This is a genomic window from Burkholderia sp. BCC1644 (assembly GCF_902833225.1).
Classification (GTDB): domain Bacteria; phylum Pseudomonadota; class Gammaproteobacteria; order Burkholderiales; family Burkholderiaceae; genus Burkholderia.
This window is the reverse complement of the sequence record NZ_CADFEI010000008.1, coordinates 83,487-110,123: the sequence shown is the minus strand read 5'-3', so window position 1 is coordinate 110,123 and position 26,637 is coordinate 83,487. Positions and strand designations below refer to the sequence as shown.

The following is a 26,637-nucleotide window of genomic DNA, read 5'->3' as shown; positions in this document are numbered from 1 at the left end:
GGTGAATCGCAATGATTGATCTATCCGCAGCGGCTTACGCGGCCGAACTGAAGCGTTTCAAGTGGCAGGGCCGGGCCTGGCTCGCGTCGAACGAGATTCCCGCCGACGTGACGGTGCCGACCGCATGGCGCGTGCTGCTGGATACGCCCGATGCCGCGCTGGGCAACTGGCTCGCGAAGATGTGGGCCGGCGTCACCGGCCGCTTGCCGGCGGTCGAGAAGTTCTTCGACGAGAAGCTGCGGCGCCCGGCGGTATTCCAGAAGGAAAACGGCGATCTCTGCCTGCTTTATCCGTACACGGTCGAACAGGACGATCTGAACTTCTTCGTCGGGCATCCGCCGCTCGGCGATCTCGTATCGGACGACATGCCGCTTTGGCGCGCGTTGCCCGACGATCTGCGCAGCTTCTTCCAGTTCACGCATAACGGCTGGACCTTTTTCCCCGCCAACTCGATGGGCCCGCTGCCGGTCGGCGATCAGGCCGCGCTGACCGACAAGCTCGACCTGACGCCCGACGAGACGCGCAAGCTGGGCGTGAACCCGGACCTGGTGTGGACGGTGTTCCAGAACGGCGGCGGCGACTATCTGTGCCTCGACCTGCGCGACAGCGCCGGCGACGGCAGCGATGCAGGGCGGATCTGGTGGCACGAGAATCCGACCGACCTCGAGCCGGTGGACTTCTGGGCCGTCATGAACGCGTGGTTCGAGATCTTCGTCGAGGAAGCCGACAAGCGATGATCGAATACGCCCGGTGCGCGGATGGCGCCGGGCGTCGTTCGCAGCCCGCTCAACGCATCGCGAACAGCTTCCCCCACCGCGCCAGCACGCGCGTATCGACACCGGCCATCGTCAACGCCTTCCACACGACGGTCGACACGGTGTCGTAAGCCGCGATTCCCGTCGCCTGCTCGAACGGCCCGACCAGATGCGCGGCATGCAGGTTCGTGCAGAACGTGACGACCGCATCCGGCCGTGCCTGCGCCGTCTTGCGCATCAATGCCGCCAACTGCGTATCGGGCACTTCCGCGAAGCTGTAGTTGTCGCGCAGCCCGAGATGCTGCTCGGCCACGCAATCGATGCCGAGCTGCGCGTACTGGCGCACGATCCGCTGCTGCACGTCGTCGAGATACGGCGTGACGAGGCCGAGCCGCCGCACGCCGGTGCGTTCGAGCAGCTCGTTCAGCGCGAGCACCGATGTCGTCGCCGGGATGCCGGTCGCCTTCGCGATGCTCCGGCACAGCGCGGCGTCGCGTTCGAAACCGAGCCAGCCGGCCGACGTGCCGCTCCAGCCGATCACGTCGACACGTGCATCGGCAAGCTGCCGCGCCGCGACGAGGATGCGTTCCGCGTCGAACTGGTCGAGCGCGGCCGCGCTCAACGCGATCTCGGTCACGGTGAAGCGCGCGAAATGGACGCTGACGTTCGGCAGGCCGGCGACGATCTCCGTCGTCAGCGGTTCGAGCGCGGTGTTCGACGACGGCGTGAGAATACCGATGCGGATGCGTGGATTCATCGCATGATCTCCGTTCAGTCGAGCAACTGCCGCACCGCATCGACCGCGGCGCGGCGCAGCGCAGCCAGATCGAGGCCGGGAATCTCGCCGTTGTCCACGACGACGCGGCCATTCACGATGTTGTACTTCACCGGCGCCGGTTCGCCGGCCGTGACGGGTGCGATTGCGTAGTCGTGGAAGCCGTTGAAGCGCGGGCCGCTTACGTCGTACAGCACGAGATCGGCGGCCTGTCCGACGGCGAGTGTGCCGACCGCATCGAGCCCGAGCACGCGCGCGCCGCCTTGCGTGCCCCAGTGCAGCACCTCCTCGACCGTGGTGGCCGACGCGCCCTGCGCGGCGCGATGGACGAGCCACGCGAAATTCGCTTCGTGCGTCATGCTGCCCGATTCGTTCGACGCGACGCCGTCGACGCCGAGCGACACCGGCACGCCGGCCGCCGCCATGCGCGGTGCGGGCGCGATGCCGCTGCCGAGCCGTGCGTTGCTGACGGGGCAGTGCGAGCAGCCGGTGCCCGTTTCCGCGAGCATCGCGATCTCGCTCGCTTCGAGGTGAACCAGGTGCGCGAACCACACGTCGTTGCCGAGCCATTCGTGCTCGGCGACGAATTCGACGGGCAGCTTGCCGAATCGCTCGCGGCAGAAATCGACATAACGTGTCGTTTCCGACAAATGCGAATGCAGCCGCAGGCCCATGCCGCGCGCCGCACGCGCAACTTCGGGCAGCAGGCCGGGCGGCAGCGAGAAGGTCGGCGTCGTCGGCGCGACGACCACGCGGCGCATCGATGCCGGGCCCGCATCGTGATGGCGCGCCTTCAGCCGCTCGATATCCGCGAGCATCTGGTCGAGCGTTTCAGGCTGCAGCGCGGTGCCGGCGAAGCCCGGATGATCGCCGGCCGCCTGCAGTGCGCCGCCGCGGCACAGCACGAAGCGCATCCCGAAGCTGGCCGCTTCGTCGAACAGCAGGTCGCCGGTTTCGGTCGTGCCGCCTGCGTGATACAGGTAGTGATGGTCCGCGCAGGTCGTCACGCCGGACAGCAGCAGTTCCGCGAAGCCGAGCCGTGCCGCGATGCGCGCGAGTTCCGGCGTGAAGCGCGCGACGCGCGGATACGGCACGGCGGCGAGCCATTCCTGCAGGTCGGCGTTGATGCCGGCCGGCACGCCTTTCAGCAGGTTCTGGAACAGGTGATGGTGCGTGTTGACCCACCCCGGATAGACGACGCAGTTGCTCGCATCGATCACGCGTTCGCCGGGCAGCGGCGCGAGACCGGGCGCGATCGTCTCGATCCGGCCGTCGCGGATGCGCAGGTCGGCCTGGCCGAGCCGCGCGGCATCGCCGGCGCGGCCGCTCATGACCGCGATCGGGTTGCGGATCAGCAGCGAAGAAGAAGGAACGCTCATGGTCGGGTCTCCTCGGATTCGGATTGTCGGGTCGTTGTTCGTCAGGCGCCGCGCGCAGGCTCGATGCCGCGCGCGGCAGGAAGCCGGTCAGTCGCACTCGCGCGCCATCCCGCTGCGGTGCGCGGCGTCGGCATGGACGTGCGATTCGACGGGTTCCGCCGCCGGCACGCCATTGAGCAGCGCATTGAGCAGGACCGACACGAGGCACGCGAGCACGACGCCGCTATGCAGGAACGGCTGCGTCCAGTCGGGCATGTGCGCGAACACCTTCGGCGCCATCACCGGAATCAGCGCGGTGGCGATCGTGAAGCCGACGATCAGCACGTTGTAGCGGTTGTTCTCGAAATCGACTTTCGCGAGCGTTTGCACACCGGCCGCGACGACCACGCCGAACATCGCAATGCCCGCGCCGCCGAGCGCGGCCGACGGCGTCGACGCGACGATCGCGCCGATCTTCGGCACGAGTGCGACGATGCACATCAGCGCGCCGCTGACCGCGACGATCCAGCGGCTGCGCACGCCGGTCAGGATCACGAGCCCGACGTTCTCCATGAACGCGATGAACGGGAACGCGGCGAACGTGCCGGCGATCGCGCTCGCGACACCGTTCGCACGGAGCCCGCGCACGACATCTTCCTCGCTGACCTGCTTCTCGACGATGTCGCCGATCGCGACGAACAGGCCCATCGATTCGACCATCTGCACGATCATCACGACGACCATCGTCAGCACCGGCACGATCGCGAACACCGGCGTGCCGAAGTGGAACGGGTAGGGCACGGTGAACCACGGCGCGGCCGCCACGTTCGTGAAGTTGCCCATTCCGAGCGCGATCGCGAGCAGGCTGCCGGCGACGAGCCCGATCAGCACCGACAGGTTGCGCAGGAACGCGTTCGCGAAACGGTTGACCGCGAGGATCACGACCGCGACAACGAGCGCGACCGCGAGGAACGACAGCTCGCCGAACTGCAGCTTCGCCGCGTCGCCGCCGCCGGCCCACTGGTATGCGACCGGAAACAGCTGCAGCCCGATCACGGTGACGATGCAGCCCGTCACGACCGGCGGGAACAGGCGGCGCAGCCGGCCGATCAAGGGCGCGGCGAAGGTCGTGATGATGCCCGCGCCGATCACCGCGCCGCACACGCCGGCGAACCCCACGCCCGGCGTCAGCCCGATCGCGATCACCGGGCCGACGCTGCTGAACGCGACGCCCTGCAGGATCGGCAGGCGCACGCCGAGCTTCCAGATGCCGACCGTCTGCAGGATCGTCGAGATGCCGGAACAGAACAGCGCGGTGCTGATCAGCACGGTCGTGTCGGCGGGCGACATCTTCAACGCCGATGCGACGATCAGCGGCACCGCGATCGCGCCGATATAGGCGACGAGCATGTGCTGCAGGCCGAGCGTCAGCATCTGGCGGCGCGGCAGGACCCGATCGACGGGATGTGAAGCAGAGTTCATGGGCGTGTCTCCTGAGGTTCGTTATCGGGCGGGCGCGTGGCGCGCCCGCCTGGTGTGCCCGTCAGGCCGCGACCGGCGTGGCGAGACAGGCATGGAAACGGTCGGTCAGCGCGGCGCGATCGAGATCGCGGCCGATGAAAACGATGCGCGACGAGCGCGGCTCGCACCCCCACGCCTGCGCGGCGCGCAGTTCGATCACGCCATGCACGCCCTGCAACACGTAGCGCTGCGCGCGGCCCTGCACGGCGAGAATGCCCTTCATCCGGAACAGGTTCGCGGTGTCGGCACGGCGCAGCTCGCCGAGCCATGCTTCGAGCGCGTCGAGATCGACGTCCGAGTCGACTTCGATGCCGACCGACGACACGCTTTCGTCGTGCTCGTGATGGTCGTGGTCCTCGTCGTGCGCGTGCGCGGCGTGACCGTCGTGCGCATGGTCGCCGTGGTCTTCGTGTTCGTCGTGGCCGTGCGCGTGCTCGTCCGCATGCGGTTCATCGGCGTGCAGCCCGTCGCTCTCGACGAGGATCTGCGCGAATTCGTTCGCGCCGATCCCGAGGATGCGGTCGAGATCGACCTGCGCATAGCTCGACGTGACGATCTCGGCCGTCGTGTTCAGCGTGCGCAGCCGTGTGGTCAGCGCATCGACGTCCGGTGTGTCGACGAGATCGACCTTGTTTATGACGATCCGGTCCGCGCAGACGATCTGGTCGACGGCCTGGTTGTCGCGGCCGTCGAGCACGAGATCGTCGAGGTGCGCGCGAATATGTTTCGCATCGACCATCGTGACGACCGCGTCGAGCGCGACTTCCTTCGCGATCGGATCGTCGAGGAAGAAGGTCTGCGCGACCGGATAGGGATCGGCAAGCCCGCTCGTCTCGACGATGATGTGATCGAGCCGGTCGGGGCGCGCGACGAGCATCCGCACGATCCGCACGAGATCCTCGCGCACCGCGCCGACGCAGCACACGCAGCCGTTCGTCATCTCGTAGATTTCCTCGGTCGATTCGAGCACGAGCCCGCCGTCGATGCCGATCTCGCCGAACTCGTTCTCGATCACCGCGATCTTGCGGCCGTGCTTCTCGCGCAGGATGTAGTTCAGCAGCGTGGTCTTGCCCGCGCCGAGAAAGCCCGTGAGCACGGTGACCGGAATCTTCTCGACGTCGCTGTGGGTGGTGTGGATGTGGGTCATGATGCGTCTCCGTTGAGTCGGTTGGGCTGAGATTCGCTTTCTTTCCAGCGATGGACGGTGCGTGAATCGAGGTCGAACAGGTCGAGCACGCGGCCGAGCGTGTGGTCGATCATCTGGTCGAGCGAGGCGGGGCGCGCATAGAACGCCGGCACGGGTGGCGCGACGATCGCGCCCATCTCCGTGACGGTGGCCATGTTGCGCAGGTGCGTGAGCGTGTACGGCGTCTCGCGGGCGAGCAGCACGAGCCGGCGGCGCTCCTTCAGCACGACGTCGGCCGCGCGCGAGATCAGGCCGGACGACAGGCCGCTGGCGATCTCGGCAAGCGTCTTCATCGAGCACGGCGCGACGATCATCCCGAGCGTGCGGAACGAGCCGCTCGAAATCGACGCGGCGATGTCGTCGCTCCGGTACAGCACGCTTGCGCGTGCGGCGATGTCCGATAGCTTGAAATCGGTCTCGTGCGCCATCGTCAGCGCGGCGGCGCGCGACACGACCACGTGCGTCTCGATGTCGAGCTCGCGCAGCAGCGCGAGCAGCCGCATCCCGTACACGAAGCCGGATGCGCCGCTGATGCCGACCACGAGCCGCCGCGTGCTCATCGCGATGCTCCGCCGGGTTGCGCGATGACGTGCGCGGCACGCTGCATCGCGGCGTCGCCGACCCGCGCGCGCACGCCGTCGAAGCGCGAGCCGCGCGTCGCATCGATGCCCATCCGCGACGTCGTGCCGTCGGCCGACGACGACGGATCGAGCGGGCTGCCGGGCAGGCCGTCGACGACGAACAGGTCGCGGTGCGGCTGGAAGTGCGTCGCGATCGCCCACAGCACCTGCGCGTCGTCGGTGATGTCGACGTCGGCGTCGACCGCGACGACGTTCTTCAGGTACGGATCCCAGCCGAGCAGCGCGAGCATGATCTGGCGCGCCTCGCCGTCGCGCGACTGTTTCAGCGCGACGTAGCAGTGGAAGTGCGTGCCGGAGTTCGGGTAGTGAATGGCGGTGACCGAAGGAAAGCGCGCCTTCAGCTTCTCGCTCATCTCGGCTTCGCGCGGCAGCCGGGCGAGCGTCAGGTGTTCCGCGTACGGGCCGCCGACCACGTCGACGAGCCACGCGTCGTCGCGCCGCATCATCGCGTCGATGCGCAGCACGTTGTTGGTCGAGCGGTCCGACGAGTAGCCGGTGAATTCGCCGAACGGGCCTTCGTCGGCACGGGCGTCGGGATCGATCGTGCCTTCGAGCACGAACTCGGCGGCGGCGGGCACGCCGATGCCGTGACGCGGTGTGCGCACGAGCTGCAGCGGCGCGCCGAACAACCCGCCGGCGATCGCACGCTCGTCCGCACCGAACGGCACGCGCGCGGCGGCCGCGAGCATGAACAGCGGATGCGCGCCGATCACCATCGCGACTTTCAGCGTGTCGCCGCGTGCCTTCGCGGTCTGCAGCATTCGCCACAGATGGCCGCGCGAATGCAGGCTCGTCGCCAGCGCATTGCGAGCATGCGGCATCGAGCGGTGGTAACTGAGGTTCGCGACGCCCGTCACCGGATCTTCGGCGACGATCACCGCGTTGGTCACATACGGCCCGCGATCGGTCTCGAAGTGGCGGATCATCGGCAGTTGCGCGAGATCCACCGCGTCGCCTTCGGTCACCTGATCGAGCACGGGGCCGTGCGGGACGACGACCGGCGCGACCGGTGCGTTCGCGCGCTGCTGCCACGCGTCGAACAGCCCGTTCGCGTCGACGCCGAACAGCCGGCCGATGCGCGTGCGGGAAGCAAATACGTTGGTGACGAGCGGCGTCGACAGCCCGTCGACGCGTTCGCAGACGAGCATGTCGTGCCGGCCGCGCGCGGCGAGCGACGCGACGACGGCCGTGACGTCCTGGTCGGCGGACAGCGGCTGCGCGATCGTCAGCACGTCGTCCGGAAAGCGTTCGCGATACGCGTTCGCGAAGTGGTGGAAATCCTGCTGCTCGGCGAAAAAGCTGGACGCCATGATGCACTCCGTCGGATGCGGAAGAGGAAAGGCCGGATCGCGCGCATGACCGCAGCGGCACGCGATCCGGCAAGCGGCGCGTTACGCGTAGGTCGCCGTCAGTCGCCGGTGCGCTTCGTCGAGATCTTTCGGCGGCTTGGTCGGCTCGATGCCGACGAGGCGGGCGATGTTGTTGCCCATGTAATCCTCGAGGCCATCCTCGTCGAGATCCATCCCCTGCGGCGCGGGCCCGCACAGCATCTCCAGCTCGCGCAGCCACATTCCGGGCTCGTTCGGCGGCGAATCGGTGCCGAACACGATCTTGTTGCGCGGCAGCTCGCGCGCGAACTCGACGATCCGCGACTGGTAGCACCAGCCCGATTCGCAGTACACGTTCGGCGTGTCCATCGCCATCCAGAATGCTTCGAACGAGTAGTTGCCGCCCGTCTGGATGCCGAAGTGGCCGATGATGAAGTTCACCATCGGAAACTCGCGGATGATCGGGTAGAACTGCGTCGGGATCGTGTACGGCCCGTCGCCGGTGTGAATCAGCACGACGATGTTGTACTTCGCGCAGACCTTCATCGCCGGGCGCAGCCAGTCGAGCGCGCGATCGGGCCGGTAGCCGTGCATGTTCGCGTGCAGCTTCACCATCTTGAAGCCGTACTCCCTGATGTGGAATTCGAGCTCCGCCGCGCCGTTTTCCGGGCCCCAGCGCGGGTTGTACGTGAAGTTGCCGATGAAGCGGTCCGGGTACTTCTGCGTGAGTTCGGCGATGTACGCCATGTAGTCGCGGATGCCGTCGCGGCCGCGGCGGTTGCCGTCGCGATAGCCGGTGTTGCCGGGCGGCGGCTGGATGAAGCCCATGTCGATGCGGCGCGGCTTGCCGTTGATGATGTACGGGCCGTCCATCATCTTCAGCAGGCGTTCGCCGGTAAACGGTTCGCCGGTGTGGCGCCACGCCTCGTCGACGAGGTTGGTCGGGTGCAGGTGCGTATCGATGATCATGCAATGCTCCGGAATCGGGAGAGAGGGGCGCGCGTCACGCGGCGAGCAACGCTTTCGCTTCGTCGACGGTGCGCGGCGCGGGCGTCGGTTCGAGACCGATCATCCGGGCCGTGTTGTTGCCGAGGTAATCCTCGAGCGTGTCCTCGTCGAGATTCATCCCTTGCGGCGGATCGAAGCAGAGCACTTCGAGCAGGCGCAGCCACATGCCCGGTTCGTTCGGCGGCGTGTCGGAGCCGAACAGGATCTTGTGCTTCGGCAGCACCTTCGCGAACTCGACGATGCGCGACTGCAGGCACCAGCCCGATTCGCAGTACACGTTCGGCAGATCCATCGCGAGCTGGAACGGCTCGAAGCAGTAGACGCCGCCCGTCTGCACACCGAAGTGCGCCATGATGAAATTGACGGTCGGGAATTCCTTGATCATCGGCACCCACTCGGTCGGGATGCTGTACGGGCCGTCGCCGGTGTGCAGCTTCACGAGCACGCCGAGTTCCGCGCATTTCTTCAGCGCGGGGCGCAGCCAGTCGAGCGCGCGATCGGGGCGGTACGCGTGCATGTTGGCCTGGAGCTGCACCATCTTGAAGCCGAGCTTGCGCACGTAGTGATCGATCGCATTGACGCCGTTCTCCACGCCGCAGCGCGGGTTGTAGACGAAGCAGCCGATGAAGCGGTCGGGGTGCCTGCGCACCATCTCGACCGTGTATGCCATGTAGGCGTCGATCGATTCGGTGCCCGACTTTTCGCCGTCGGTATAGGTATAGATGGTGTTGCCTTGCGGCGGCTGGATGAACGCCTTGTCGACGCGGCGCGGCTTGCCGTTGATGAGGAACGGGCCGTTCATCGTCTCGATCAGGCGCTCGCCGGTGAACGGCGGGCCGTCGTGACGCCACGCGAGGTCGACGAGATTCGTCGGGTAACAGCTGGTGTCGATGATCATCTACTCGATCTCCTTGAGAGGAACCGGAAAAGCCGGTTGCCGGATCGCGGGCAGGCACGTCGATGAAGCGACCCGGTCGGTCGGATTCATGCGGCCCTTTGCAAGGCGCATTTTTTTCGCGCCTTCCCCTCGCCGGCATCGAGTGACACACTGCGACGTGCACTGCTGCTTGGGACCGAGTGTCACAAGCCGAATGCGCTCTGTACAATATTTTTTACTGACGTTCTTGATACGTTTGCGATATGGACATGCGTGTGTTGCGTTACTTCGCGGTACTGGCCGACGAACTGCATTTCGGGCGCGCAGCCGCGCGGCTCCATATCTCGCAGCCGCCGCTGAGCCAGCAGATCCGGCTGCTCGAGGAGCAGCTCGGCACCGCGTTGTTCGTGCGCTCGCAGCATCGCGTCGAGTTGACCGAGGCAGGGAAAACACTGAAGGAGCAGGTGCCGCTGATCGTCGCGCAGTTCGATCGCGCGATCGATCTCACGCGTTGCGCGGGGCGCGGCGAAGTGGGGCGGCTGGCGGTCGGCATCATCAGCTCGGCGATGGTCGCGCCGATCCCGCACGCGTTGCGCGTGTTCGCCGAACGCCATCCGCACGTGCACTGGTCGCTGCACGAAATGACGCCGGCCGCGCAGATCGACGCGCTGAAGGAGAAGCGGCTCGACGTGTGCTTCTTCCGGCTGTTCCAGGACGATGCGTCGATCCGCAGCGAGATCGTTGTGCGCGAAACGGCCGTGGCCGTGCTGCCGCCCGGCCATCCGCTTGCATCGCGCGAGGCGATCGCGCTCGGCGAGCTGGCCGGCGAGCAGTTCGTGTCATTCGGCTTGCGGCATTCGCAACTGGCGCGCTTCCTGCAGCAGAGTTGCGTCGATGCGCGTTTCACGCCGCAGATCGCGCACGAGGTCGTCGAAGTGCACACGCTGCTGTCGCTGGTGCGTGAAGGGCTGGGCGTCGCGCTGCTGCCGGCGTCGTCACGGCAGATCTCGACGGGCGGTGTCGCGTTCGTGCCGCTGTTGCCGCCGGCGCTGGAAGTGTCGCTGCAGGCGCGTTACCGCGCGGACGATACGTCGGCCGTGCTCGGCGCGTTTCTTGAAACCGTGCGCGAGGTCGCGGCGGAATTCACGGTGTAGCCGTGCGGGTCAGGGCGCGAGCGATTGCGCGACCAGCGTGCCGATCGCGTCGATCAGCGGCTTCACGCGTGCATGCCGCTCGCGCGGCCAGATCGCATGGAGGTTGTAGTGCGTCGGAATTGCGATCGTGCAGAGTTCGACGAGCCGGCCGTCGCGGCGCGCGTCGGCGGCGAGCAGCCCACGCACCAGCCCCGCGCCGAGCCCTGACGCGAGCGTCGCGACGAGTCCCGCCGCGTTGTCGAACACCGCGATCGTCTCGGGTTCGACCGGTTCGAGCCCGGCCGCTTCGAGCCACGGAATCCACGAGCGCTTCGTATAGCCGAGCAGCGGCAGCGCCAGCACCTGTTCCGGCGTGAGCGGTGCGGCGAGCCCGTAGCGTTCGAGCAAGGCGGGCGCGGCCATGGCGGTCAGCCGGTCGGGGCAGACCAGCGCGCTGTCCACGCCTTCCCATTCCCCGTAGCCATAACGCAGCGCAACGTCGACACGATCGAATGCATCGCGGTCGAGGCGCGGCGCGGACAGTACCGTCAGCGTCGCGCCGTCGAGCGTGCGCATCAGGTCGGGCAGCCGCGCGGGCAGCCAGCCCTGCATCAGTTCCGGATCGACGTCGAGCCGGATCGACGGTCCGGTCGTGCGGCCCTTCACCGACGACAGCGCGCGATCGATCTGTTCGAGCCCGTCCGACAACTGGTTCGCGAACAGCGTGCCCGCATCGGTGAGGATCACGCGGCCGCCGGCGCGGGCAAACAGCGGCTGGCCGATGAATTCCTCGAGCGAGCGGATCTGCTGGCTGATCGCGCTGTGCGTGAGCGCCAGCTGGCGCGCGGCGCTGGAAAAGCTGCCGACCCGGGCGGCCTGCAGAAACGCCTGCATCGACTGGATCGAAGGGTATCGCTTGAGCATCTGTTAGTCCGACTGACAGGGATTCGACGAAATGATCGCTGGCGCACCCGTGCATCGCGTTTCGATAATGCTCCGAAACCGCGCAATGGACGCGGCCGCCCCATGAATGCGAATCAGGAGACCGCACATGATCGACATCGTCGTGAACGATACACGCCATTCGCTCGAGAATGTACCGGAGGATATGCCGTTGCTGTGGGTGCTGCGCGACCGGCTCAAGCTGACCGGCACCAAGTTCGGCTGCGGCAAGGGCCTGTGCGGCGCATGCACCGTGCATCTCGAGGGGCAGGCCGTGCGCGCGTGCCTGATCCCGGCCGTCGCCGCGAACGGGCGGCACGTGACGACGATCGAAGGACTGTCGCCGGACGGGCGACATCCGCTGCAGCTCGCGTGGGTGGCCGAGGACGTGCCGCAATGCGGCTATTGCCAGCCGGGGCAACTGATGCAGGCCGCCGCGCTGCTGAAGGGCGGGCAACCGGTGGACGACGAAGCGATCGTGTCGGCGATGTCGGGCAACATCTGTCGCTGCGGCACCTATGCGCGCATTCATCGTGCGATCAAGCGCGCGGCGTCAGGCGATCCGGCGTTGAAGGCCGCCGTCGAACCGGCGAAGGAGGCGTGACATGCGTAACGATCATGCACCGGATACGCCGCTCGCCGACGACACGCCGCGCCGGCGTTTTCTCAAACAAGGTTCCGCATTGATCGCCGCCGGTATCGCGATCGGCTTCCGGATGCCCGATGCGATGGCCGCGGGCAAGAACGTGAGCGGCGATCCGCACCCGTCCGCAGGTGAATTCGAACCGAACGCATGGGTGCGCGTGCTGCCCGACGACACGATCAAGCTCGTCGTGCACAAGCACGATTCGGGCACCGGTACGCGCACCGCGCTAGCGGCGGTCGTGGCCGAGGAGCTTGACGTCGATCCGTTCCGCGTCGACGTGATCACGCCGGAAGATCCGTTCTTCGCCGACTACATTCACCCGCTGTGGAAAGTGTTCTCGACCGGCGGCAGCACGAGCGTCGCGATGGAGTACGACCGGCTGCGGCGGGCGGGCGCGACTGCGCGTGCGATGCTCGTCGAAGCGGCGGCGCGGCAATGGAGCGTGCCCGTATCGGCGTGTACGACGGCAGACTGCGCCGTGCTGCACGCGGCGAGCGGGCGCCGCGCGACATACGGCTCGCTCGCGCAGGCCGCTGCGCAGTTGCCGGCGCCGAAGGATGTCGTGCTGAAGGATCCCGCGCAGTTCCGCTACATCGGCAAGCTGCGCAAGAAGCGCGGCGCCGCGCAGAAGGCCGACGGGTCGTTTCCGTACAGTATCGACGTGTCGCTGCCGGGGATGCTGGTCGCGGTCGTCACGCGCGCCCCGATGATCGACGGTCGTGTGCGCAGCGTCGATGCGAAGGCCGCACTCGCGATTCCCGGCGTGCGCGAGGTGTTGCAGATTCCGCCGCGCCCCGACGTGCTCGGCGGCAACCAGGCCGGCGTCGCGGTGCTCGCGGACGACTACTGGTCCGCGCATCGCGGGCAGGCCGCGCTGACGATCGAATGGGAGGACAGCCTGTTCGCGACATTCGACAGCAGTACGCTTGCCGCACGTCAGGCTGCGTGGGTCGACGATCCGGCCGCGCGCGTCGTGCCGACCATTGCCGACGGCGATCCCGCGAAGGCGAAAGCGGACGGCGCACGCACGATCGAGGCGGCGTATTCGATGCCGCACAAGGCCGCGAATCCGCTGGAGCCGATCAACCTCACCGTGTGGGCGCGCAACGGCGGCATCGAGTACTGGGGCGGGCTGCAGGTGCCGTCCACCGCGATGGAGGCGGCCGACGTGATCGGCGGCATTCCCGCGCATCGCGTGACGCTGCACGAACTCGTGTCGGGCGGCAGCTTCGGTGCGCGCGAATCGAAGTACTGGCTGTTCGAGGCGACGTGGCTCGCGGTGAAGACAGGCAAGCCCGTGAAGCTGATGAACAGCCGCGAGGACGAGATGCGTGCGCTGTTCTATCACGCGGCGAGCTACCACCGCGCGCGTGCGGTGCTCGATGCGCAGGGCAATCTGGCGTCGCTGTGGCTGCGCGGCGTGATGCCCGCGTCGCCGCAGCAGTGGGAGCCCGGCTATCTGGAGCGCACCGACCGGATGGATTTCAGCACGACCGAAGCGATGACCCAGTGGGAGTTCGCGTATTCGGCGCCGCATCGCGACATCGGCTGGATCCGGATGGAGACAGGTGTGCCGACCGGCTGGTTTCGCGCGGTGAGCTACATCCCGAACGTGTTCGCCGTTGAATCGATGATGGACGAAGCCGCACACGCAGCGAAGCGCGATCCGGTCGAGTTCCGGCTCGCGCACATGCGCGACCGCCCGCGCCACGCGGCCGTGCTGCGCGAAGCCGCGCAGCGTGCGGGCTGGGGACAGCCGCTGCCGGATGGCGTCGCGCTCGGCGTGGCGACGAACCAGGCGTACGACAGCTATGTCGCGGTGGTCGCGCGGGTCGTGCGCAAGGACGGCGCGGTGACGGTGGAGAAGCTCACGTGCGTGGCCGATTGCGGGATCGCGGTCTCGCCGGCCGGTGTCGACGAGCAACTGTACGGCGGGCTGATGTGGGGGCTCGGCCATGCAACGTCCGATCGCGTCGATTTCAAGCATGGCCGCGTGCAGCAGTCGAACTTCGATACGTATCGCGTGATGCGGATGAGCGACATGCCCGCCACCGACATTCATATCGTGCAGGGCGATCCGGCGAAGCCGGGCGGCGTCGGCGAACTGTCGAGCCCGGCGGTGACGCCCGCGATTGCGAATGCGGTGTTCAGGCTGACGGGGAAGCGGTTGCGGGAGACGCCGTTCGATTTGTCGGCGATCGCGTAGCGCGCGGGAACGTATGAAGTTTGCCGCGCACGGGCATCCAATCCGCTGATCAATTTGCCGGCGTCGACACCGCATCGACGCCGGCCGGCACGCGCGCCCGCATCGTCGTGAATCAACACCGATTCCGCATGCCTTCCGACGTTTTATCGGGTGTTTCCCACTGCTTGGTCATCCGAATTTTTACCTAAGATGAAGAAATCGTGCGCGTAATTCGGTGCCTGCACGCGCATGGAGGGAGGCGGGAGGCAGCGCCAGAGCGACGCCAGCGGATGTTGCCATCATGGATGCGAAAGTGTGCGCGTCGACTGTCAGTCTCGCGACTGCAGCGACGCCAGCGGCCGCGGCGGCCATCGCCGCGCGCACGGTGTGCGGCCGTCTTGGCCGAACCGCTTCGCTGCGCCACGTGTTGTTCGCAATCGTTTGCGCTCTGGGTGCGGCTCCCGCCGTGCTCGCCGGTGCGCCCGCCAATCCCGACGATCCGGTCGGCACCGTGCAGATCGCCGCCGCTGCGAGCCCGGCGAATCCTTCCGTTTCGTCACACGACACGACCGTGCGCCAGGTCGTGCTCGGCATCATCAGCTTCACGCGCTGGCCGACCACGCCCGTTCGCCTGCATCTGTGCGTCACGGGCCGGCCCGACTATGCGCGCGGCCTGACCGACACGCTGGAGGCCGGCTCGACGCTGGTCGACGTGCAGCGCGTGAGCCCTGACGATCCCGCGCTCGGCATGGCGTGCGACGCCGTCTACCTCGGCACGCTGAGCAACGATGAACGCGCGCGAGTGAGAGCCGTGGTGGCCGGTCATCCGGTGCTGACGATTTCGGAACACGATCCGTCCTGCACGGCCGGCGGCATGTTCTGCCTGAATGTCGACGGCGATCGCGTGTCGTTCGACATCAATCTCGATGCCGTCGCGCGCAGCGGCGTGCGCGTGCACCCGAACGTGCTCAACCTCGCCCGACGGCCGGTGACGCCATGACACGGTCCGCGCTCCCCGTTTCCGCCTCGCGCATGCCGCGCCCGACGCTGCAAAGCGTGTTGCGTCGCGCGCACCTGCGCCTTGCGTTCGTCGCGGTGGCGATGGCGGCCGTGTCGCTGATCGTCGTCGCCGTGATCGCGTTGCGTGCGTATGCGGGCAACAACCTGAACCTGCTGGCGCGCTCGCTCGGTTATACGGTCGAGGCGGCGCTCGTGTTCGGCGATCGCGTCGCGGCGAACGAGGCGATCGGGTTGATCGCCGGCGACGAGGATGTTGCTCAGGTGGTCGTCACGGACAGCAAGGGGCAACTGTTCGCGACGTGGCAGCTGCCCGCCGGAAACGGGATCGCGCGGCTCGAACGCGCCGTCGCCGACGTGGCGCTGCCCGGGCCCGTGACCGTCCCGGTGATGCACGACGGCATCGTCGTCGGACACGTCGTCGTGCGGGGGCGCGGACATCAGTTCTTCGGCTTCCTGCTGGGCGGCGTCGGCGGCATTCTCGGCTGCCTGGCCGTCAGCGTGCTCGGCGCGTATGTGAGCTCCAAGCGTCTGTTGCGCAACATCGTTTCGCCGCTGCGCGCGCTGGCGGGCGTGGCGCATGCGGTGCGGCGCGAGCGTGCGTTCGCGCGGCGCGTCGAGCCGGTGGCGATCGCCGAACTGAACCAGCTCGGCGACGACTTCAATGCGTTGCTCGACGAATTCGAAGACTGGCAGAACACGTTGCGCGACGAGAACGCGTCGCTCGAACACAAGGCGACGCACGATGCGCTCACGGGGTTGCCCAACCGTGTGCAGTTCGAGTCGCGCCTGGCGCTTGCGCTGTGCGACGCCACCTTGACGGGGCAGCGGGTCGGCGTCCTGTATCTCGACTGCGACCGTTTCAAGGAGATCAACGATTGTCTCGGCCACGACGCCGGCGACGCGGTGCTGATCGGCATCGCGTCGCGGCTGCGCACGCAGGTGCGCGAGGCCGATCTCGTCGCGCGCCTCGGCGGCGACGAATTTGCGGTGATGCTGGCGGCGGTGCCTGAGGCGGGCAGCGTGTGCCGGATCGCCGACGAGATTTTGTCCGGCATGGCGCCGTCGATCGAGCTGTCCGACGGCCGCGTGGTGGCCACCATGATGAGTGCCGGCGTTGCGCTGTATCCCGATCACGCATCGGACGCGAGCGGCTTGCTGCGCGCGGCGGATGCCGCGATGTACCGCGCGAAGCGCGCGCGGCCGGGCTCGTGGCAATTGGCGGAGAGCGTGGCCCGGTCGGCTTGAGGTTTAACGTTTCGTGCTGCGGGCGAGGCTGCAGCAGCGATTTACAAGAAGTGCGCCCAACAAGGGCGCACTCGAAGGGGATGCGAAATGAACCACTCGTTTCCTGTGAGCATGGGGCGGCTGTGCGTGGGTAGCGCATTGCTGCTGTGCATGCTGCTGGGGGGCTGCAAGACGCCGCCGCCGCTTCATCGCGGGCTGACGCAGACGCAGGTCACGGCGCTGAAGTCGGCCGGATTCCAGGAGACTGGACAGGGGTTCGAGTTCGGGTCGACCGGGCCGATTCTGTTCGATTTCGACCGGTACAACCTCAAGCCGGATGTGCGGCGGATCGTCGAACGGATCGGGCGGACGTTGAGGTCGGCGGGGATCAACGGCGTGCGGGTTTATGGGTACTCGGATGATGACGGGAAGGACAAATACGATCTCGAGTTGTCGAGGCGGCGGGCGGAGGTGGTGGCGATCGAGCTTGTCGATGTCGGAATGGATGCGAAGCAGGTCGCGATTGTCGGGAGAGGGAAACTCGATCCGGTAGGGGATAACAAGACGCCGGCGGGGCGGGCGCAGAATCGGCGGGCGGCGATCGTGGTTTCGCCGAGGTGAGGGCAGTGCGTCATGCCGGGTACACCGTGATGACGCTCAGTCGACCGGCGTCGTATCGCGGAGTGCGCGTTGCGCGCCGAGCAAAAACACCGGAACCGGATCTGGCGCTATCTTCGGTTACCGTTCCAGGCTTGATCGCAGACAGTTCGTATCGCGTCGGGAATCTCAGCAATACTCGCAATGCCGGGATGCTGCCGTTACCGGCCGAGTCCTCGCGGAAATTACTTCCCTCCTTTTGATTCCGAACGGGCCGGGTCAGCAGGGCCTGCAATGTACTGTCGCTGCACTCGGTGTCGTTCGACTTGGGCATTCATGGAGCCGGAGAAGGTGGAAAGCGGCTCGTGGAACAGAGTTATTCAGCGTTGTTGACAGGGGTTGGTTCGATGGAGCAGCAGAACGGCTTTACGTTGCCCGAGGATTGGTGCGAAGTTGCGCACCCCCACTCGGCGTGTGATCTCGACCATGCGCGAATCCAGGCAGAACTTGACGTGGAGCTTCACCCTGACCACCCGTTTCATGGACGCAGGCTGATGGTGATGGCGCATGCCCTCGGTAACGACGACGTTCTGTGCGCTCACGCTGACGAGTCGGGGCGTTACTCGATCATTCATCTCACCTGGAGCGGCGGCCCTGAGCTAGGCGCCTGTCCAACCATCGATTTCGATGGCGACCGGAATGACGTTTGTCGCTATTTCGGCTTTGTCAGTGATGTACTGGACCGGATTGCAGAAGACGAGCGCGTCGGGCGGCGGGAGCCGATGACGGCGACGGGAACGCCTTCGCAGCCGGTCGTGATTCGTCATGGCGAACCGGATGACATCGAGTAGATTTGTGCCGTCCTGCGAGAACCTCGTAGCGCCTTCGTCAATCGACTCGGCCTGAGGGCGTATCGCGAGCAGGGCAGCCGCAACCGCGGCCACCCAACGCCTCACGTCACCAGCCGATATTGCAAGACGACCGCGATGTCCCCGCGCCGCCGGTCGCCGTGCACTTCGTCCCCGAGCCGTTGTCATAGAACGTTCGCGTCTCCGGCTGAGGCACCGAAGGATCGAACGGATTCGGCGCCGCATGCGGACCACGCGGCGCATCATACGGCCGCTGTGGCGCATACGAGCCACCGCTACCAGCCGGCCGCGAGCCATTCGCGCGCAGGTATTCATTCCAGTTCTGCTCGCGCTGCTCATACCCGGGGACAGCGCGACCCAGACTATCGCTTCCGCCCGCGCCAAGCGCGACGCGATTCGACGGCAATGCAAAATCGGGTTCGTGTTTGAACGAAGGCGGCGATGCCACAAGCGCATCGCTTGTCGCACGCAGCGGCCGCTCGTCCTGCGTATCGAACGGACTCCGCTCGACGGGCGCGGCGTACTGCACGCGGCGGCGACTCATTCGCGCCGCATGCCCGTCATCCCGAGCAGCAGCCCGCCGCTCCGAGCGGAACACATTGGCGCCGGCCGACCGATCGATCAGCGTATCGCGACCTGAAGCATGGACCGTAGAAACAGAAAGCGCGCACGCAAGCGCGGCGGCGGAAGAGAAGCGGATGGGGTGATTCATGGGCGATCCGAAGCAGGTGATGTGCATTGAACAAAACGGCAGATCACTGGCTGGCGGCTGGGCGACGGAGGGGCGTCGAAGCGGGCCTGAAGCGACTGCGAGGCGCGGCGGGCGCGACTTGCAGGAAGGCTGGCTGGATTGCAGAAGCGAGTTCGCATTATTTCATGAAAATATCAATCAGCTTTCAGAATGTTTAGGTCTGTTGGTAAACAGAAGGATTTACCGCCTCGCCGGAGCGCCCCGTGTTGGTGCCTGCCCGCATAATCATCAGTCGATTGATTTTCAACGATCGGACCCTTGGCGGCCCGAAAGCGCGTGACTCGGAATTTTCAATCGCCGAACCCCAGACGCAGCAAGGAACTTCGTCCGATCGCCGCACCGAATCGCAACCCAATTGCACTCGAAGCAAACGTTCTCGCGCTCCCGGGGTTGCGCCGCGATCGCCACCCGGGCGTCACATAAACCTACGTGTTTTCCCTTGGTCGACCGGCATTTTTGACAGACGATTTAAAAACGCCCATATAATTTCGACTGCCTTGCCAATGGCTGTCGGACCATCCCTCCGAACACGCGATTTGGCAAGCGGGGCAGGCGAAACGCTTGCGCAATGCAAGACGCATCACGATGTCTTTCCGAACCAGACGTCCCCTTCGGGGACTGCAAGAGCCGGGCCCCGCTACGCAACATTCCGCTGGAGTTCCGTCTTCTATGTGTCTCGGGCGTGTCCCATGTCCTCGCCCCGGGTGCTGTTCGATTGCGCAAGTCATGCCGCCTTTGCCCGTATGACTAAACAACATCGAGGAGCTCCCAGATGACGCTGTCCCGTCTTACGTCCATTTCCGTCGCCGCCGTGCTGTTCGCCGCCGGCGCCGCCGCCGCGCAAGCGGAAACCGTGAAGATCGCCATCGCTGGTCCGATGAGCGGCTCGGTCGCCCAATATGGCGACATGGTGAAGGCCGGCGCGCTGACCGCGATCGAACAGATCAACGCAGCTGGCGGTGCGGGCGGCAACAAGTTTGAAGTCGTGATGATGGACGACGCGTGCGAACCGAAGCAGGCCGTCGCCGTCGCCAACAAGATCGTCAGCCAGAAGATCAAGTACGTGATCGGTCACGTGTGCTCGGGTTCGACGATCCCGGCTTCCGACATCTACGAGAACGAAGGCATCGTGATGGTCACGCCGTCGGCCACCGCGCCGCAGCTGACCGAAGGCAAGAAGCGCCACTTCATCTTCCGCACGATCGGCCGCGACGACCAGCAAGGCCCGGCCGCCGCGCACTACATCATCAACAACGTGAAGCCGAAGAAGGTCGCCGTCCTGCACGACAAGCAGTCGTACGGCCAGGGCATCGCGTCGTCGGTGAAGAAGGACCTCGAAGCCGCGAAGATCCCGGTCGTGCTGTTCGAAGGCATCAACGCCGGCGATTCGGACTACTCGGCGATCATCACGAAGCTGAAGTCGCAAGGTGTCGATTTCGTCTACTTCGGCGGCTACCACCCGGAAATGGGCCTGCTGATGCGCCAGGCGCGCGAGCAGGGCGTGAAGGCCACGTTCATGGGGCCTGAAGGCGTGGGCAACAAGGACGTGACGGCGATCGCCGGCCCGGCTTCGGAAGGCATGCTCGTCACGCTGCCGGCCGACTTCTCGGCCGATCCGGCCAACGCGGCGCTCGTGAAGGCGTTCGCGGACAAGAAGCGCGACCCGAACGGCCCGTTCCAGATGCCGTCGTACGCAGCGGTGAAGATCATCGCCGACGCGATCGCGGGCGCGAAGACGACCGACCCGACGAAGGTCGCCGCGTACATGCACAAGACGACGTTCGACACGCCGATCGGCAAGGTCGCGTATGACGCACAGGGCGACCTGAAGGCGTTCAAGTTCGTCGTCTACACGTGGCACAAGGACGCGACGAAGACCGCCGCCAAGTAATACGGAGTACCCGCCCGCGCGCCCGCCCTGTCCGAGACCCGGACGGGGCGGGCGCGTATTGGTCGCGCATCGGCCCATTGCGCGACCAAGGGGCGGCCCGAGACGACACCGTGCGTTGCGCGCGGCCGAACGCCGTGATCCGGCGACGGCACGCGACCCAGCGCCAACGGGAGCTTCCCGCACATGACTGACTTCTTTCCGCAATTCGCCCAGCAGCTGGTCAACGGCCTGACGCTGGGTGCGATCTATGCGCTGATCGCCATCGGCTATTCGATGGTCTACGGCATCATCGGCATGATCAACTTCGCCCACGGCGAGATCTACATGATCGGCGCGTACGTGGGCCTCGTGACCCTGACTGCAATCGGCATCTCCGCCGGCTATCCGCTGCCGCTCGTGCTCGGCGCCGCGCTGATCGTGTCGGTGATCGTCACCGGCCTGTACGGCTTCGCGGTCGAGCGCGTCGCGTATCGCCCGCTGCGCGGCGGCCCGCGCCTCGTGCCGCTGATCTCCGCGATCGGCATGTCGATCTTCCTGCAGAACTACGTGCAGATCGGCCAGGGCGCGCGCGACGTGTCCGTGCCCGTGCTGATCTCCGGCGCGTTCGACATCCATCTCGGCGGCGACTTCGACGTGACCATCCCGTATTCGCGCCTGATGATCGTCTGCGTGACGCTCGTGCTGATGATCGCGCTCACGCTGTTCATCTCGCATTCGCGGATGGGCCGCGCGTGCCGCGCCTGCGCCGAGGACATGAAGATGGCGAACCTGCTCGGCATCGACACGAACCGCGTGATCTCGTTCACGTTCGTGCTCGGCGCGATGCTGGCGGCCGTCGGCGGCGTGCTGATCGGGCTGACGATCGGCAAGCTGAACCCGTACATCGGCTTCGTCGCGGGCATCAAGGCGTTCACTGCCGCGGTGCTCGGCGGGATCGGCAGCATCCCGGGCGCGATGCTCGGCGGCGTGCTGCTCGGCCTCGCCGAAACCTTCGCCGCAGGCTACATGCCGGCCGAGTACAAGGACGTCGTCGCGTTCGGCCTGCTCGTGCTGATCCTGCTCTTCCGCCCGACCGGCCTGCTCGGCAAGTCGGACATCGAAAAGGTCTGAGGGAGACGCAGATGAGTCAAGTCATTTCCGTTCGCCGCCCGGCCGCCGACGCTTCGATCGGCCAGGCGCTGAAAAATGCCGTGGCCGCCGCGTTCCTGACGGCGATCCTCACGATTCCGGTGCTCGGCCTGCAGTTGAAGCTCGACGGTTATCAGGTCGTGCTGACGCCGCACTGGCGGCCGGTGTGGATCGCGGTCGCGGCCGTGTTCCTGTTCCAGTTGTTCAAGCCCTGGCTCGTGCGCGCGAAAGCGGCTGTGAAGCTGCCGGCGGTGCCCGCGATGGGCGCGCAGCAGCAGCGCGTGATCATCTGGGTGATGCTCGCGGTCGGGTTCGTGTGGCCGTTCTTCGGCTCGCGCGGCGCGGTGGACGTCGCGACGCTCGCGCTGATCTACGTGATCCTCGGCCTCGGGCTGAACATCGTGGTCGGTTTCGCGGGCCTGCTCGATCTCGGCTATGTCGGGTTCTACGCGGTCGGCGGCTATACGTACGCGATGCTGAACCAGTATTTCGGACTGTCGTTCTGGGAATGCCTGCCGATCGCGGCGATCGCCGCGGCGACGTTCGGCTTCCTGCTCGGCTTCCCGGTGCTGCGCCTGCGCGGCGACTATCTCGCGATCGTCACGCTCGGCTTCGGCGAAATCATCCGCCTGCTCGCGAACAACCTGACGAGCCTCACCGGCGGCCCGGACGGCATCTCGAGCATTCCGAAGCCGACGGTGTTCGGCTTCGAGATGGCGCGCTCGGCGAGCGTCGAAGGCGCGAAGACCTTCCATGAACTGATCGGGCTGGAATACAGCGGCGAGCACATGGTGATCTTCCTGTACCTGATCGCGCTGGTGCTGGTCGGCTTCACGCTGTTCGTGACGAGCCGCCTGATCCGCATGCCGATGGGCCGCGCGTGGGAAGCGCTGCGCGACGACGAGATCGCATGCCGTTCGCTCGGCCTGAACCCGACGCGCATCAAGCTGTCGGCGTTCACGCTCGGCGCGGCGTTCGCCGGTATCGGCGGCGCGTTCTTCGCGGCGCGTCAGGGCCTCGTGAATCCTGAATCGTTCACCTTCATCGAGTCGGCGCTGATCCTCGCGATCGTCGTGCTCGGCGGGATGGGCTCGCAGCTCGGCGTGATTCTCGCGGCGATCCTGCTGACCGTGCTGCCGGAAGTCGCGCGCGGCTTCGCCGAGTACCGGATGCTGATCTTCGGTCTCGTGATGGTGTTGATGATGATGTGGCGTCCGCAGGGCCTGCTGCCCGCGAGCCGTCCCCACGTGGAGCTGCCCCAATGAGCGCGAATGCTGAACTGTTGAAGGTCGCCGGGCTGCAGATGCGCTTCGGCGGGTTGCTCGCGGTGGACGGCATCGATTTCGACGTGCGCCGCGATGAAGTGTTCGCGATCATCGGGCCGAACGGCGCGGGCAAGACCACGGTGTTCAACTGTGTCGGCGGCTTCTACAAGCCGACCGGCGGCGCGGTCGAGCTCGACGGTCACCAGATCGCCGGGCTGCCGAGCCACAAGATCGCATTGAAGGGCCTCGTGCGGACGTTCCAGAACATCCGCCTGTTCAAGTCGCTGACGGTGGTCGAGAACCTGCTCGTCGCGCAGCATCGCAAGGTGAAGGCCGGGCTGCTGCACGGCCTGTTCGCGACGCCCGCGTATCGTCACGCGGAGAAGGAGGCGCTCGAACGCGCGGCCGTGTGGCTCGACCGGATGGGGCTGACGTCGGTCGCCAACCGTCAGGCCGGCACGCTGTCGTACGGGCACCAGCGGCGTCTGGAGATCGCGCGCTGCATGATCACCGAGCCGCGCCTCCTGATGCTCGACGAGCCGGCGGCCGGCCTCAACCCGCAGGAAAAGATCGAACTGCAGCACCTGATCGACAAGCTGCGCCGCGAGTTCGGCGTATCGGTGCTGCTGATCGAACACGACATGAGCCTCGTGATGGGCGTGTCCGACCGCATCCTCGTGATGGAGCACGGCCGGCCGATCGTGATCGGCACGCCGGAAGCGGTCCGCAACGACCCGCGCGTGATCAAGGCGTATCTGGGGGAAGAGTGATGCTGAAGCTGGAACAGGTCCATACGCACTACGGCGCGGTCGAGGCGCTCGCGGGCGTGTCGATCGAGGTGAACAAGGGCGAGATCGTCACGCTGATCGGCAGCAACGGCGCCGGCAAGACGACGCTGATGATGACCGTATGCGGCACGCCGCGTGCATCGTCGGGCCGCGTGACGTTCGAGGGCAAGGACATCACCGCGATGTCGACGCACCAGATTATGCGACAGGGGATGGCGATCTCGCCGGAAGGGCGGCGCGTGTTCCCGAGCCTGACGGTGCTCGAAAACCTGAAGATGGGCGGCTTCTTCGCGAGCCGTCACGAGATCGACGACGGCATCGAGCACGTGTTCAAGCTGTTTCCGCGCCTGAAGGAACGCGCGGCGCAGCGGGCCGGCACGATGTCGGGCGGCGAGCAGCAGATGCTCGCGATCGGCCGCGCGCTGATGAGCAAGCCGCGTTTGCTGCTGCTCGACGAACCGACGCTCGGCCTCGCGCCGCTCGTGATCGCGCAGATCTTCGACATCATCCGCACGATCCGCGACGAAGGCGTCACGGTGTTCCTCGTCGAGCAGAACGCGAACAAGGCGCTCGGCGTGGCCGATCGCGGCTACGTGCTCGAAACGGGGCGAGTGGTGCTCGCCGATACCGGCGCGAACCTGCTCGCGAACGACCGGATCAAGCAGGCGTATCTCGGCGGTTGATGCCGACAGCCGCCGGCCTGCAACGGGCCGGCGGCGCTTTGCTTGTCGGTACGTTTTCGCATGCAAGGCCGGTTCCCGGCCTGGTCTTTCCTATCCGATCCTGAACGTGCTTTTCAGTACGTCGCGCAGATGCAGCGCGGCGCGATTGCTGTCGTCCGTCAGGATGGTGATGAGGTGCGGCGGGAGATCGGGCAGCACGATCCCGGCGACGTGGCTCGTCAGGTTGCCCGACACGCGATCGTGCTCGATCAGGCCGACCGCGAGGCCGTTCGCGATGCAGGCTTCGACCGCTGGCGAGCTGGCGCTTTCGAGCAGCATCCGGTGCGCGATCTTCGCTTTCTTCAGCGCGTTCAGCGCGGTGTCGCGGTACGGGCAGCCCTGCAGCTGCACCGCGATCGGCAGCGGCGCGTCGGGATTGAACTTGAACGTGCGCGCGGCGACCCACACCGGATGGGTCTTGCTGAGCAGCTCGGCGTGCGGCGGCGCCTTCGGCACGACGGCGATCGTGATGTCGAGCTGCCCGCGCGAGAACAGCAGCTGCAGTTCCTCGCTGGAGCGTGCTTCGACGGTCAGTTCGAGCAATGGGCGATCGGCGGCGAAACGCGGCAGGAATTCCGCCATGAAGTGCGCCGCGTAGGAATCGGGGATGCCGAGCCGCAGCTTGCCGGTCAGCATTTGCGGCGACAGCGACTCGACGAGCCGGTCGTGGCTCAACAGGAACTCGGTGGTGTCGCTCAGCAGCTTGTGGCCGTACTGCGTGAGTTCGACCGCCTGGTTGTTTCGCGTAAACAGGCGCTGCGCGACCATTTCCTCGAGCTTCTGAATCTGCGCGGTGACCGACGACGGGCTGCGGTTCACATGGGCGGCCGCATCCTTGAAGCGGCCGAGCTTCGCGACGGCGTGGAAGGTTCGCAGCAGGTCGACGTCCAGGGTGCGCGGCATGATTTGGTTTTTCCGAATCAGTGATTCAGGTAATGTCGATTGACGGAATTATTGAGCATCCCATATTCTCGGGTCAACAGGCAGACAACGGCAGGCAGCCGGTCGGGCGTTGCACGCATCCGGGGAACGATTCATGTCGATCAATGATTTTGTCGTAGATGCATTGGTGCGGGACAGGAAGCTGAAGGCGGAGTCGGTATGGACGGTCGAGAATCACGAAAAGTATTCGACGCTGAATCGCGCTGACGATGACGCGCGGCGCAGGGAAGCGGGGCGCGAAGTCTTCTCGCTGATGCGCAACCTGAACGAGCTGGGCGTACGAAGCCCGGCGCTGTGCGCGGATCGCGACGGCAACGGTTCGTTGCGCGAAGCGATCGGCGATCTGAGCGAGCGGCTGGCCACCTTGTCGCGCGGCCGCGATGTCCATTACATCGAGCTCGGGCCCGAGCCGGTCAAGACGACCGAGCTGATGAAGGCCGTCAGCGGCGGCGGGCCGGACCATCTGCGTTACACGGCCGTCGACATCAACGAGTCGTCGGAAGACGCGATGCGGCACGCGATCATGCCGTTCCTGAAAACGCCCGGCTGCTTCAACTACATCGCCGACGATTACCGCAACGTGCAGTGGAACCATATCGACCTGGGGCAGGACGTGACGTTCATCACGATGCTCGGGTTCCAGGAAGGCAACGAATTGCCGGTGACGATCGGCCGGCTCATCCGCAATCTCGGCGGCAAGTCGACCTACGTCGTGTCGGAGATGCAGTTGCTCGTGGAGGGGCGCGAAGAGCCCATCTACAACTTCTACCGGAACGAGAACATGGTGAGGTTCTCCGAGATCGTCAGCCGGCAGCAGGGCTTCGAGCCGCAGGGCGAGCATCATGTGTCGATCGTGCGGCTCAATCTGCTCGGCGACCAGTTTCATGTCGCGGTCACGCTGCAACCGGTGTCGAAAGCGGGGGCCGACGGGCATCTGATCACCAACGTCTGCCTGAAATACACGCCGGAGCAATTCCGCCACGTACGCCTGAGCCACGGCAATTGCCGCGTGATCGACGAGCTGCGTAGCGGCGACGGCAGCGTCGTGTACCAGATTGCGCAGTTCAAGGGCTGAATGCCGATAC

At 66.2% G+C, this 26,637-nt stretch carries 26 protein-coding genes; 15 read left to right on the top strand and 11 right to left on the bottom strand.

Annotation, left to right across the window (positions count from 1 at the left end; translation table 11 throughout):
- The first annotated feature begins 11 nt into the window (after positions 1 to 11).
- A complete protein-coding gene (locus tag HWX87_RS17730; protein WP_176048326.1) occupies positions 12 to 737 on the top strand; it encodes an SMI1/KNR4 family protein in 726 nt (241 codons plus the stop codon).
- Between the two features lie 49 nt (positions 738 to 786).
- Here HWX87_RS17730 and HWX87_RS17725 read toward each other — a convergent pair whose 3' ends face one another.
- The 8 genes from HWX87_RS17725 to HWX87_RS17690 all read right to left on the bottom strand — a co-directional run bounded on the left by HWX87_RS17725 (position 787) and on the right by HWX87_RS17690 (position 9,470).
- On the bottom strand, positions 787 to 1,512 hold the full coding sequence (locus HWX87_RS17725; protein ID WP_176048325.1) for an aspartate/glutamate racemase family protein: 726 nt from the start codon (positions 1,510 to 1,512) through the stop codon (positions 787 to 789).
- A 14-nt stretch (positions 1,513 to 1,526) separates the two neighbouring features.
- A complete protein-coding gene (locus HWX87_RS17720) occupies positions 1,527 to 2,909 on the bottom strand; it encodes an amidohydrolase family protein (protein ID WP_176048324.1) in 1,383 nt (460 codons plus the stop codon).
- An 87-nt stretch (positions 2,910 to 2,996) separates the two neighbouring features.
- Positions 2,997 to 4,370, bottom strand: a complete 1,374-nt coding sequence (locus HWX87_RS17715; RefSeq protein WP_176048323.1) for a nucleobase:cation symporter-2 family protein — start codon at positions 4,368 to 4,370, stop codon at positions 2,997 to 2,999.
- 61 nt (positions 4,371 to 4,431) lie between these two features.
- Positions 4,432 to 5,556 carry a GTP-binding protein gene (locus tag HWX87_RS17710; protein WP_176048322.1) on the bottom strand — a complete coding sequence of 375 codons (1,125 nt, stop codon included), beginning with the start codon at positions 5,554 to 5,556 and terminating at the stop codon, positions 4,432 to 4,434.
- The gene (locus HWX87_RS17705; protein ID WP_176048321.1) at positions 5,553 to 6,155 is read right to left on the bottom strand and encodes a UbiX family flavin prenyltransferase; all 603 of its coding nucleotides are present in this window, start codon (positions 6,153 to 6,155) and stop codon (positions 5,553 to 5,555) included. The genes HWX87_RS17710 and HWX87_RS17705 overlap by 4 nt, the downstream gene beginning before the upstream one ends.
- On the bottom strand, positions 6,152 to 7,546 hold the full coding sequence (locus tag HWX87_RS17700; protein ID WP_176048320.1) for a UbiD family decarboxylase: 1,395 nt from the start codon (positions 7,544 to 7,546) through the stop codon (positions 6,152 to 6,154). The genes HWX87_RS17705 and HWX87_RS17700 overlap by 4 nt, the downstream gene beginning before the upstream one ends.
- Positions 7,547 to 7,627: 81 nt before the next feature.
- A complete protein-coding gene (locus HWX87_RS17695) occupies positions 7,628 to 8,533 on the bottom strand; it encodes an amidohydrolase family protein (RefSeq protein ID WP_176048319.1) in 906 nt (301 codons plus the stop codon).
- Positions 8,534 to 8,567: 34 nt separating this feature from the next.
- A complete protein-coding gene (locus tag HWX87_RS17690) occupies positions 8,568 to 9,470 on the bottom strand; it encodes an amidohydrolase family protein (RefSeq protein ID WP_176048318.1) in 903 nt (300 codons plus the stop codon).
- 242 nt (positions 9,471 to 9,712) lie between these two features.
- On the opposite strand from HWX87_RS17690, the gene HWX87_RS17685 reads away from it, so the two are divergent.
- Positions 9,713 to 10,603, top strand: coding sequence for a LysR substrate-binding domain-containing protein (locus tag HWX87_RS17685; RefSeq protein ID WP_176048317.1), 891 nt, complete (start codon positions 9,713 to 9,715; stop codon positions 10,601 to 10,603).
- A 9-nt stretch (positions 10,604 to 10,612) separates the two neighbouring features.
- Here HWX87_RS17685 and HWX87_RS17680 read toward each other — a convergent pair whose 3' ends face one another.
- Complete coding sequence (locus tag HWX87_RS17680; RefSeq protein WP_176048316.1) at positions 10,613 to 11,506, bottom strand: LysR substrate-binding domain-containing protein; 894 nt, start codon at positions 11,504 to 11,506, stop codon at positions 10,613 to 10,615.
- A 127-nt stretch (positions 11,507 to 11,633) separates the two neighbouring features.
- On the opposite strand from HWX87_RS17680, the gene HWX87_RS17675 reads away from it, so the two are divergent.
- The 6 genes from HWX87_RS17675 to HWX87_RS17650 all read left to right on the top strand — a co-directional run bounded on the left by HWX87_RS17675 (position 11,634) and on the right by HWX87_RS17650 (position 18,047).
- Positions 11,634 to 12,128 (top strand): (2Fe-2S)-binding protein, encoded by a 495-nt coding sequence (locus tag HWX87_RS17675; RefSeq protein WP_176048315.1) that lies wholly within the window; start codon positions 11,634 to 11,636, stop codon positions 12,126 to 12,128.
- 1 nt (position 12,129) lies between these two features.
- Positions 12,130 to 14,376, top strand: a complete 2,247-nt coding sequence (locus HWX87_RS17670) for a molybdopterin cofactor-binding domain-containing protein (RefSeq protein ID WP_176048314.1) — start codon at positions 12,130 to 12,132, stop codon at positions 14,374 to 14,376.
- A 280-nt stretch (positions 14,377 to 14,656) separates the two neighbouring features.
- Positions 14,657 to 15,355, top strand: coding sequence for a YfiR family protein (locus HWX87_RS17665; protein ID WP_176048313.1), 699 nt, complete (start codon positions 14,657 to 14,659; stop codon positions 15,353 to 15,355).
- Complete coding sequence (locus HWX87_RS17660; protein ID WP_176048312.1) at positions 15,352 to 16,620, top strand: diguanylate cyclase; 1,269 nt, start codon at positions 15,352 to 15,354, stop codon at positions 16,618 to 16,620. Before HWX87_RS17665 ends, HWX87_RS17660 begins: the two co-directional genes overlap by 4 nt.
- A gap of 87 nt (positions 16,621 to 16,707) precedes the next feature.
- Positions 16,708 to 17,220: an OmpA family protein gene (locus HWX87_RS17655; RefSeq protein WP_176048311.1), complete on the top strand. Its 513-nt coding sequence runs from the start codon at positions 16,708 to 16,710 to the stop codon at positions 17,218 to 17,220.
- Positions 17,221 to 17,561: 341 nt separating this feature from the next.
- Positions 17,562 to 18,047, top strand: coding sequence for a hypothetical protein (locus HWX87_RS17650; protein ID WP_176048310.1), 486 nt, complete (start codon positions 17,562 to 17,564; stop codon positions 18,045 to 18,047).
- A gap of 106 nt (positions 18,048 to 18,153) precedes the next feature.
- On the opposite strand, the gene HWX87_RS17645 is transcribed toward HWX87_RS17650, so the two are convergent.
- Positions 18,154 to 18,804, bottom strand: coding sequence for a hypothetical protein (locus HWX87_RS17645; RefSeq protein WP_176048309.1), 651 nt, complete (start codon positions 18,802 to 18,804; stop codon positions 18,154 to 18,156).
- On the opposite strand from HWX87_RS17645, the gene HWX87_RS17640 reads away from it, so the two are divergent.
- The 6 genes from HWX87_RS17640 (at position 18,776) to HWX87_RS17615 (ending at position 24,571) form a co-directional block, all read left to right on the top strand.
- The gene (locus HWX87_RS17640) at positions 18,776 to 19,096 is read left to right on the top strand and encodes a hypothetical protein (RefSeq protein WP_176048308.1); all 321 of its coding nucleotides are present in this window, start codon (positions 18,776 to 18,778) and stop codon (positions 19,094 to 19,096) included. The genes HWX87_RS17645 and HWX87_RS17640 overlap by 29 nt on opposite strands.
- A 492-nt stretch (positions 19,097 to 19,588) precedes the next feature.
- Complete coding sequence (locus tag HWX87_RS17635; protein ID WP_059584440.1) at positions 19,589 to 20,707, top strand: branched-chain amino acid ABC transporter substrate-binding protein; 1,119 nt, start codon at positions 19,589 to 19,591, stop codon at positions 20,705 to 20,707.
- Positions 20,708 to 20,890: 183 nt separating this feature from the next.
- Complete coding sequence (gene livH, locus HWX87_RS17630) at positions 20,891 to 21,817, top strand: high-affinity branched-chain amino acid ABC transporter permease LivH (protein WP_041493199.1); 927 nt, start codon at positions 20,891 to 20,893, stop codon at positions 21,815 to 21,817.
- Between the two features lie 11 nt (positions 21,818 to 21,828).
- Positions 21,829 to 23,100: a high-affinity branched-chain amino acid ABC transporter permease LivM gene (locus HWX87_RS17625; RefSeq protein WP_176048307.1), complete on the top strand. Its 1,272-nt coding sequence runs from the start codon at positions 21,829 to 21,831 to the stop codon at positions 23,098 to 23,100.
- Positions 23,097 to 23,870: a high-affinity branched-chain amino acid ABC transporter ATP-binding protein LivG gene (gene livG, locus HWX87_RS17620; protein ID WP_176048306.1), complete on the top strand. Its 774-nt coding sequence runs from the start codon at positions 23,097 to 23,099 to the stop codon at positions 23,868 to 23,870. Before HWX87_RS17625 ends, livG begins: the two co-directional genes overlap by 4 nt.
- The gene (locus tag HWX87_RS17615; RefSeq protein WP_176048305.1) at positions 23,870 to 24,571 is read left to right on the top strand and encodes an ABC transporter ATP-binding protein; all 702 of its coding nucleotides are present in this window, start codon (positions 23,870 to 23,872) and stop codon (positions 24,569 to 24,571) included. Before livG ends, HWX87_RS17615 begins: the two co-directional genes overlap by 1 nt.
- 90 nt (positions 24,572 to 24,661) lie before the next feature.
- Here the strand turns inward: HWX87_RS17615 and HWX87_RS17610 are convergent, their stop codons facing one another.
- Positions 24,662 to 25,513, bottom strand: a complete 852-nt coding sequence (locus HWX87_RS17610) for a LysR substrate-binding domain-containing protein (protein ID WP_175840895.1) — start codon at positions 25,511 to 25,513, stop codon at positions 24,662 to 24,664.
- A gap of 133 nt (positions 25,514 to 25,646) precedes the next feature.
- Here HWX87_RS17610 and HWX87_RS17605 point away from each other — a divergent pair, with 133 nt between their 5' ends.
- On the top strand, positions 25,647 to 26,627 hold the full coding sequence (locus tag HWX87_RS17605) for a hypothetical protein (RefSeq protein WP_176048304.1): 981 nt from the start codon (positions 25,647 to 25,649) through the stop codon (positions 26,625 to 26,627).
- Positions 26,628 to 26,637 lie beyond the last annotated feature (10 nt).

Coding starts and splice junctions, on each gene's coding strand:
- HWX87_RS17730 (WP_176048326.1), top strand. CDS start 12: ATGATTGATCTATCCGCAGCGGCTTACGCGGCCGAACTGAAGCGTTTC.
- HWX87_RS17725 (WP_176048325.1), bottom strand. CDS start 1,512: ATGAATCCACGCATCCGCATCGGTATTCTCACGCCGTCGTCGAACACC.
- HWX87_RS17720 (WP_176048324.1), bottom strand. CDS start 2,909: ATGAGCGTTCCTTCTTCTTCGCTGCTGATCCGCAACCCGATCGCGGTC.
- HWX87_RS17715 (WP_176048323.1), bottom strand. CDS start 4,370: ATGAACTCTGCTTCACATCCCGTCGATCGGGTCCTGCCGCGCCGCCAG.
- HWX87_RS17710 (WP_176048322.1), bottom strand. CDS start 5,556: ATGACCCACATCCACACCACCCACAGCGACGTCGAGAAGATTCCGGTC.
- HWX87_RS17705 (WP_176048321.1), bottom strand. CDS start 6,155: ATGAGCACGCGGCGGCTCGTGGTCGGCATCAGCGGCGCATCCGGCTTC.
- HWX87_RS17700 (WP_176048320.1), bottom strand. CDS start 7,546: ATGGCGTCCAGCTTTTTCGCCGAGCAGCAGGATTTCCACCACTTCGCG.
- HWX87_RS17695 (WP_176048319.1), bottom strand. CDS start 8,533: ATGATCATCGATACGCACCTGCACCCGACCAACCTCGTCGACGAGGCG.
- HWX87_RS17690 (WP_176048318.1), bottom strand. CDS start 9,470: ATGATCATCGACACCAGCTGTTACCCGACGAATCTCGTCGACCTCGCG.
- HWX87_RS17685 (WP_176048317.1), top strand. CDS start 9,713: ATGGACATGCGTGTGTTGCGTTACTTCGCGGTACTGGCCGACGAACTG.
- HWX87_RS17680 (WP_176048316.1), bottom strand. CDS start 11,506: ATGCTCAAGCGATACCCTTCGATCCAGTCGATGCAGGCGTTTCTGCAG.
- HWX87_RS17675 (WP_176048315.1), top strand. CDS start 11,634: ATGATCGACATCGTCGTGAACGATACACGCCATTCGCTCGAGAATGTA.
- HWX87_RS17670 (WP_176048314.1), top strand. CDS start 12,130: ATGCGTAACGATCATGCACCGGATACGCCGCTCGCCGACGACACGCCG.
- HWX87_RS17665 (WP_176048313.1), top strand. CDS start 14,657: ATGGATGCGAAAGTGTGCGCGTCGACTGTCAGTCTCGCGACTGCAGCG.
- HWX87_RS17660 (WP_176048312.1), top strand. CDS start 15,352: ATGACACGGTCCGCGCTCCCCGTTTCCGCCTCGCGCATGCCGCGCCCG.
- HWX87_RS17655 (WP_176048311.1), top strand. CDS start 16,708: ATGAACCACTCGTTTCCTGTGAGCATGGGGCGGCTGTGCGTGGGTAGC.
- HWX87_RS17640 (WP_176048308.1), top strand. CDS start 18,776: ATGGGCGATCCGAAGCAGGTGATGTGCATTGAACAAAACGGCAGATCA.
- HWX87_RS17645 (WP_176048309.1), bottom strand. CDS start 18,804: ATGCACATCACCTGCTTCGGATCGCCCATGAATCACCCCATCCGCTTC.
- HWX87_RS17635 (WP_059584440.1), top strand. CDS start 19,589: ATGACGCTGTCCCGTCTTACGTCCATTTCCGTCGCCGCCGTGCTGTTC.
- livH (WP_041493199.1), top strand. CDS start 20,891: ATGACTGACTTCTTTCCGCAATTCGCCCAGCAGCTGGTCAACGGCCTG.
- HWX87_RS17625 (WP_176048307.1), top strand. CDS start 21,829: ATGAGTCAAGTCATTTCCGTTCGCCGCCCGGCCGCCGACGCTTCGATC.
- livG (WP_176048306.1), top strand. CDS start 23,097: ATGAGCGCGAATGCTGAACTGTTGAAGGTCGCCGGGCTGCAGATGCGC.
- HWX87_RS17615 (WP_176048305.1), top strand. CDS start 23,870: ATGCTGAAGCTGGAACAGGTCCATACGCACTACGGCGCGGTCGAGGCG.
- HWX87_RS17610 (WP_175840895.1), bottom strand. CDS start 25,513: ATGCCGCGCACCCTGGACGTCGACCTGCTGCGAACCTTCCACGCCGTC.
- HWX87_RS17605 (WP_176048304.1), top strand. CDS start 25,647: ATGTCGATCAATGATTTTGTCGTAGATGCATTGGTGCGGGACAGGAAG.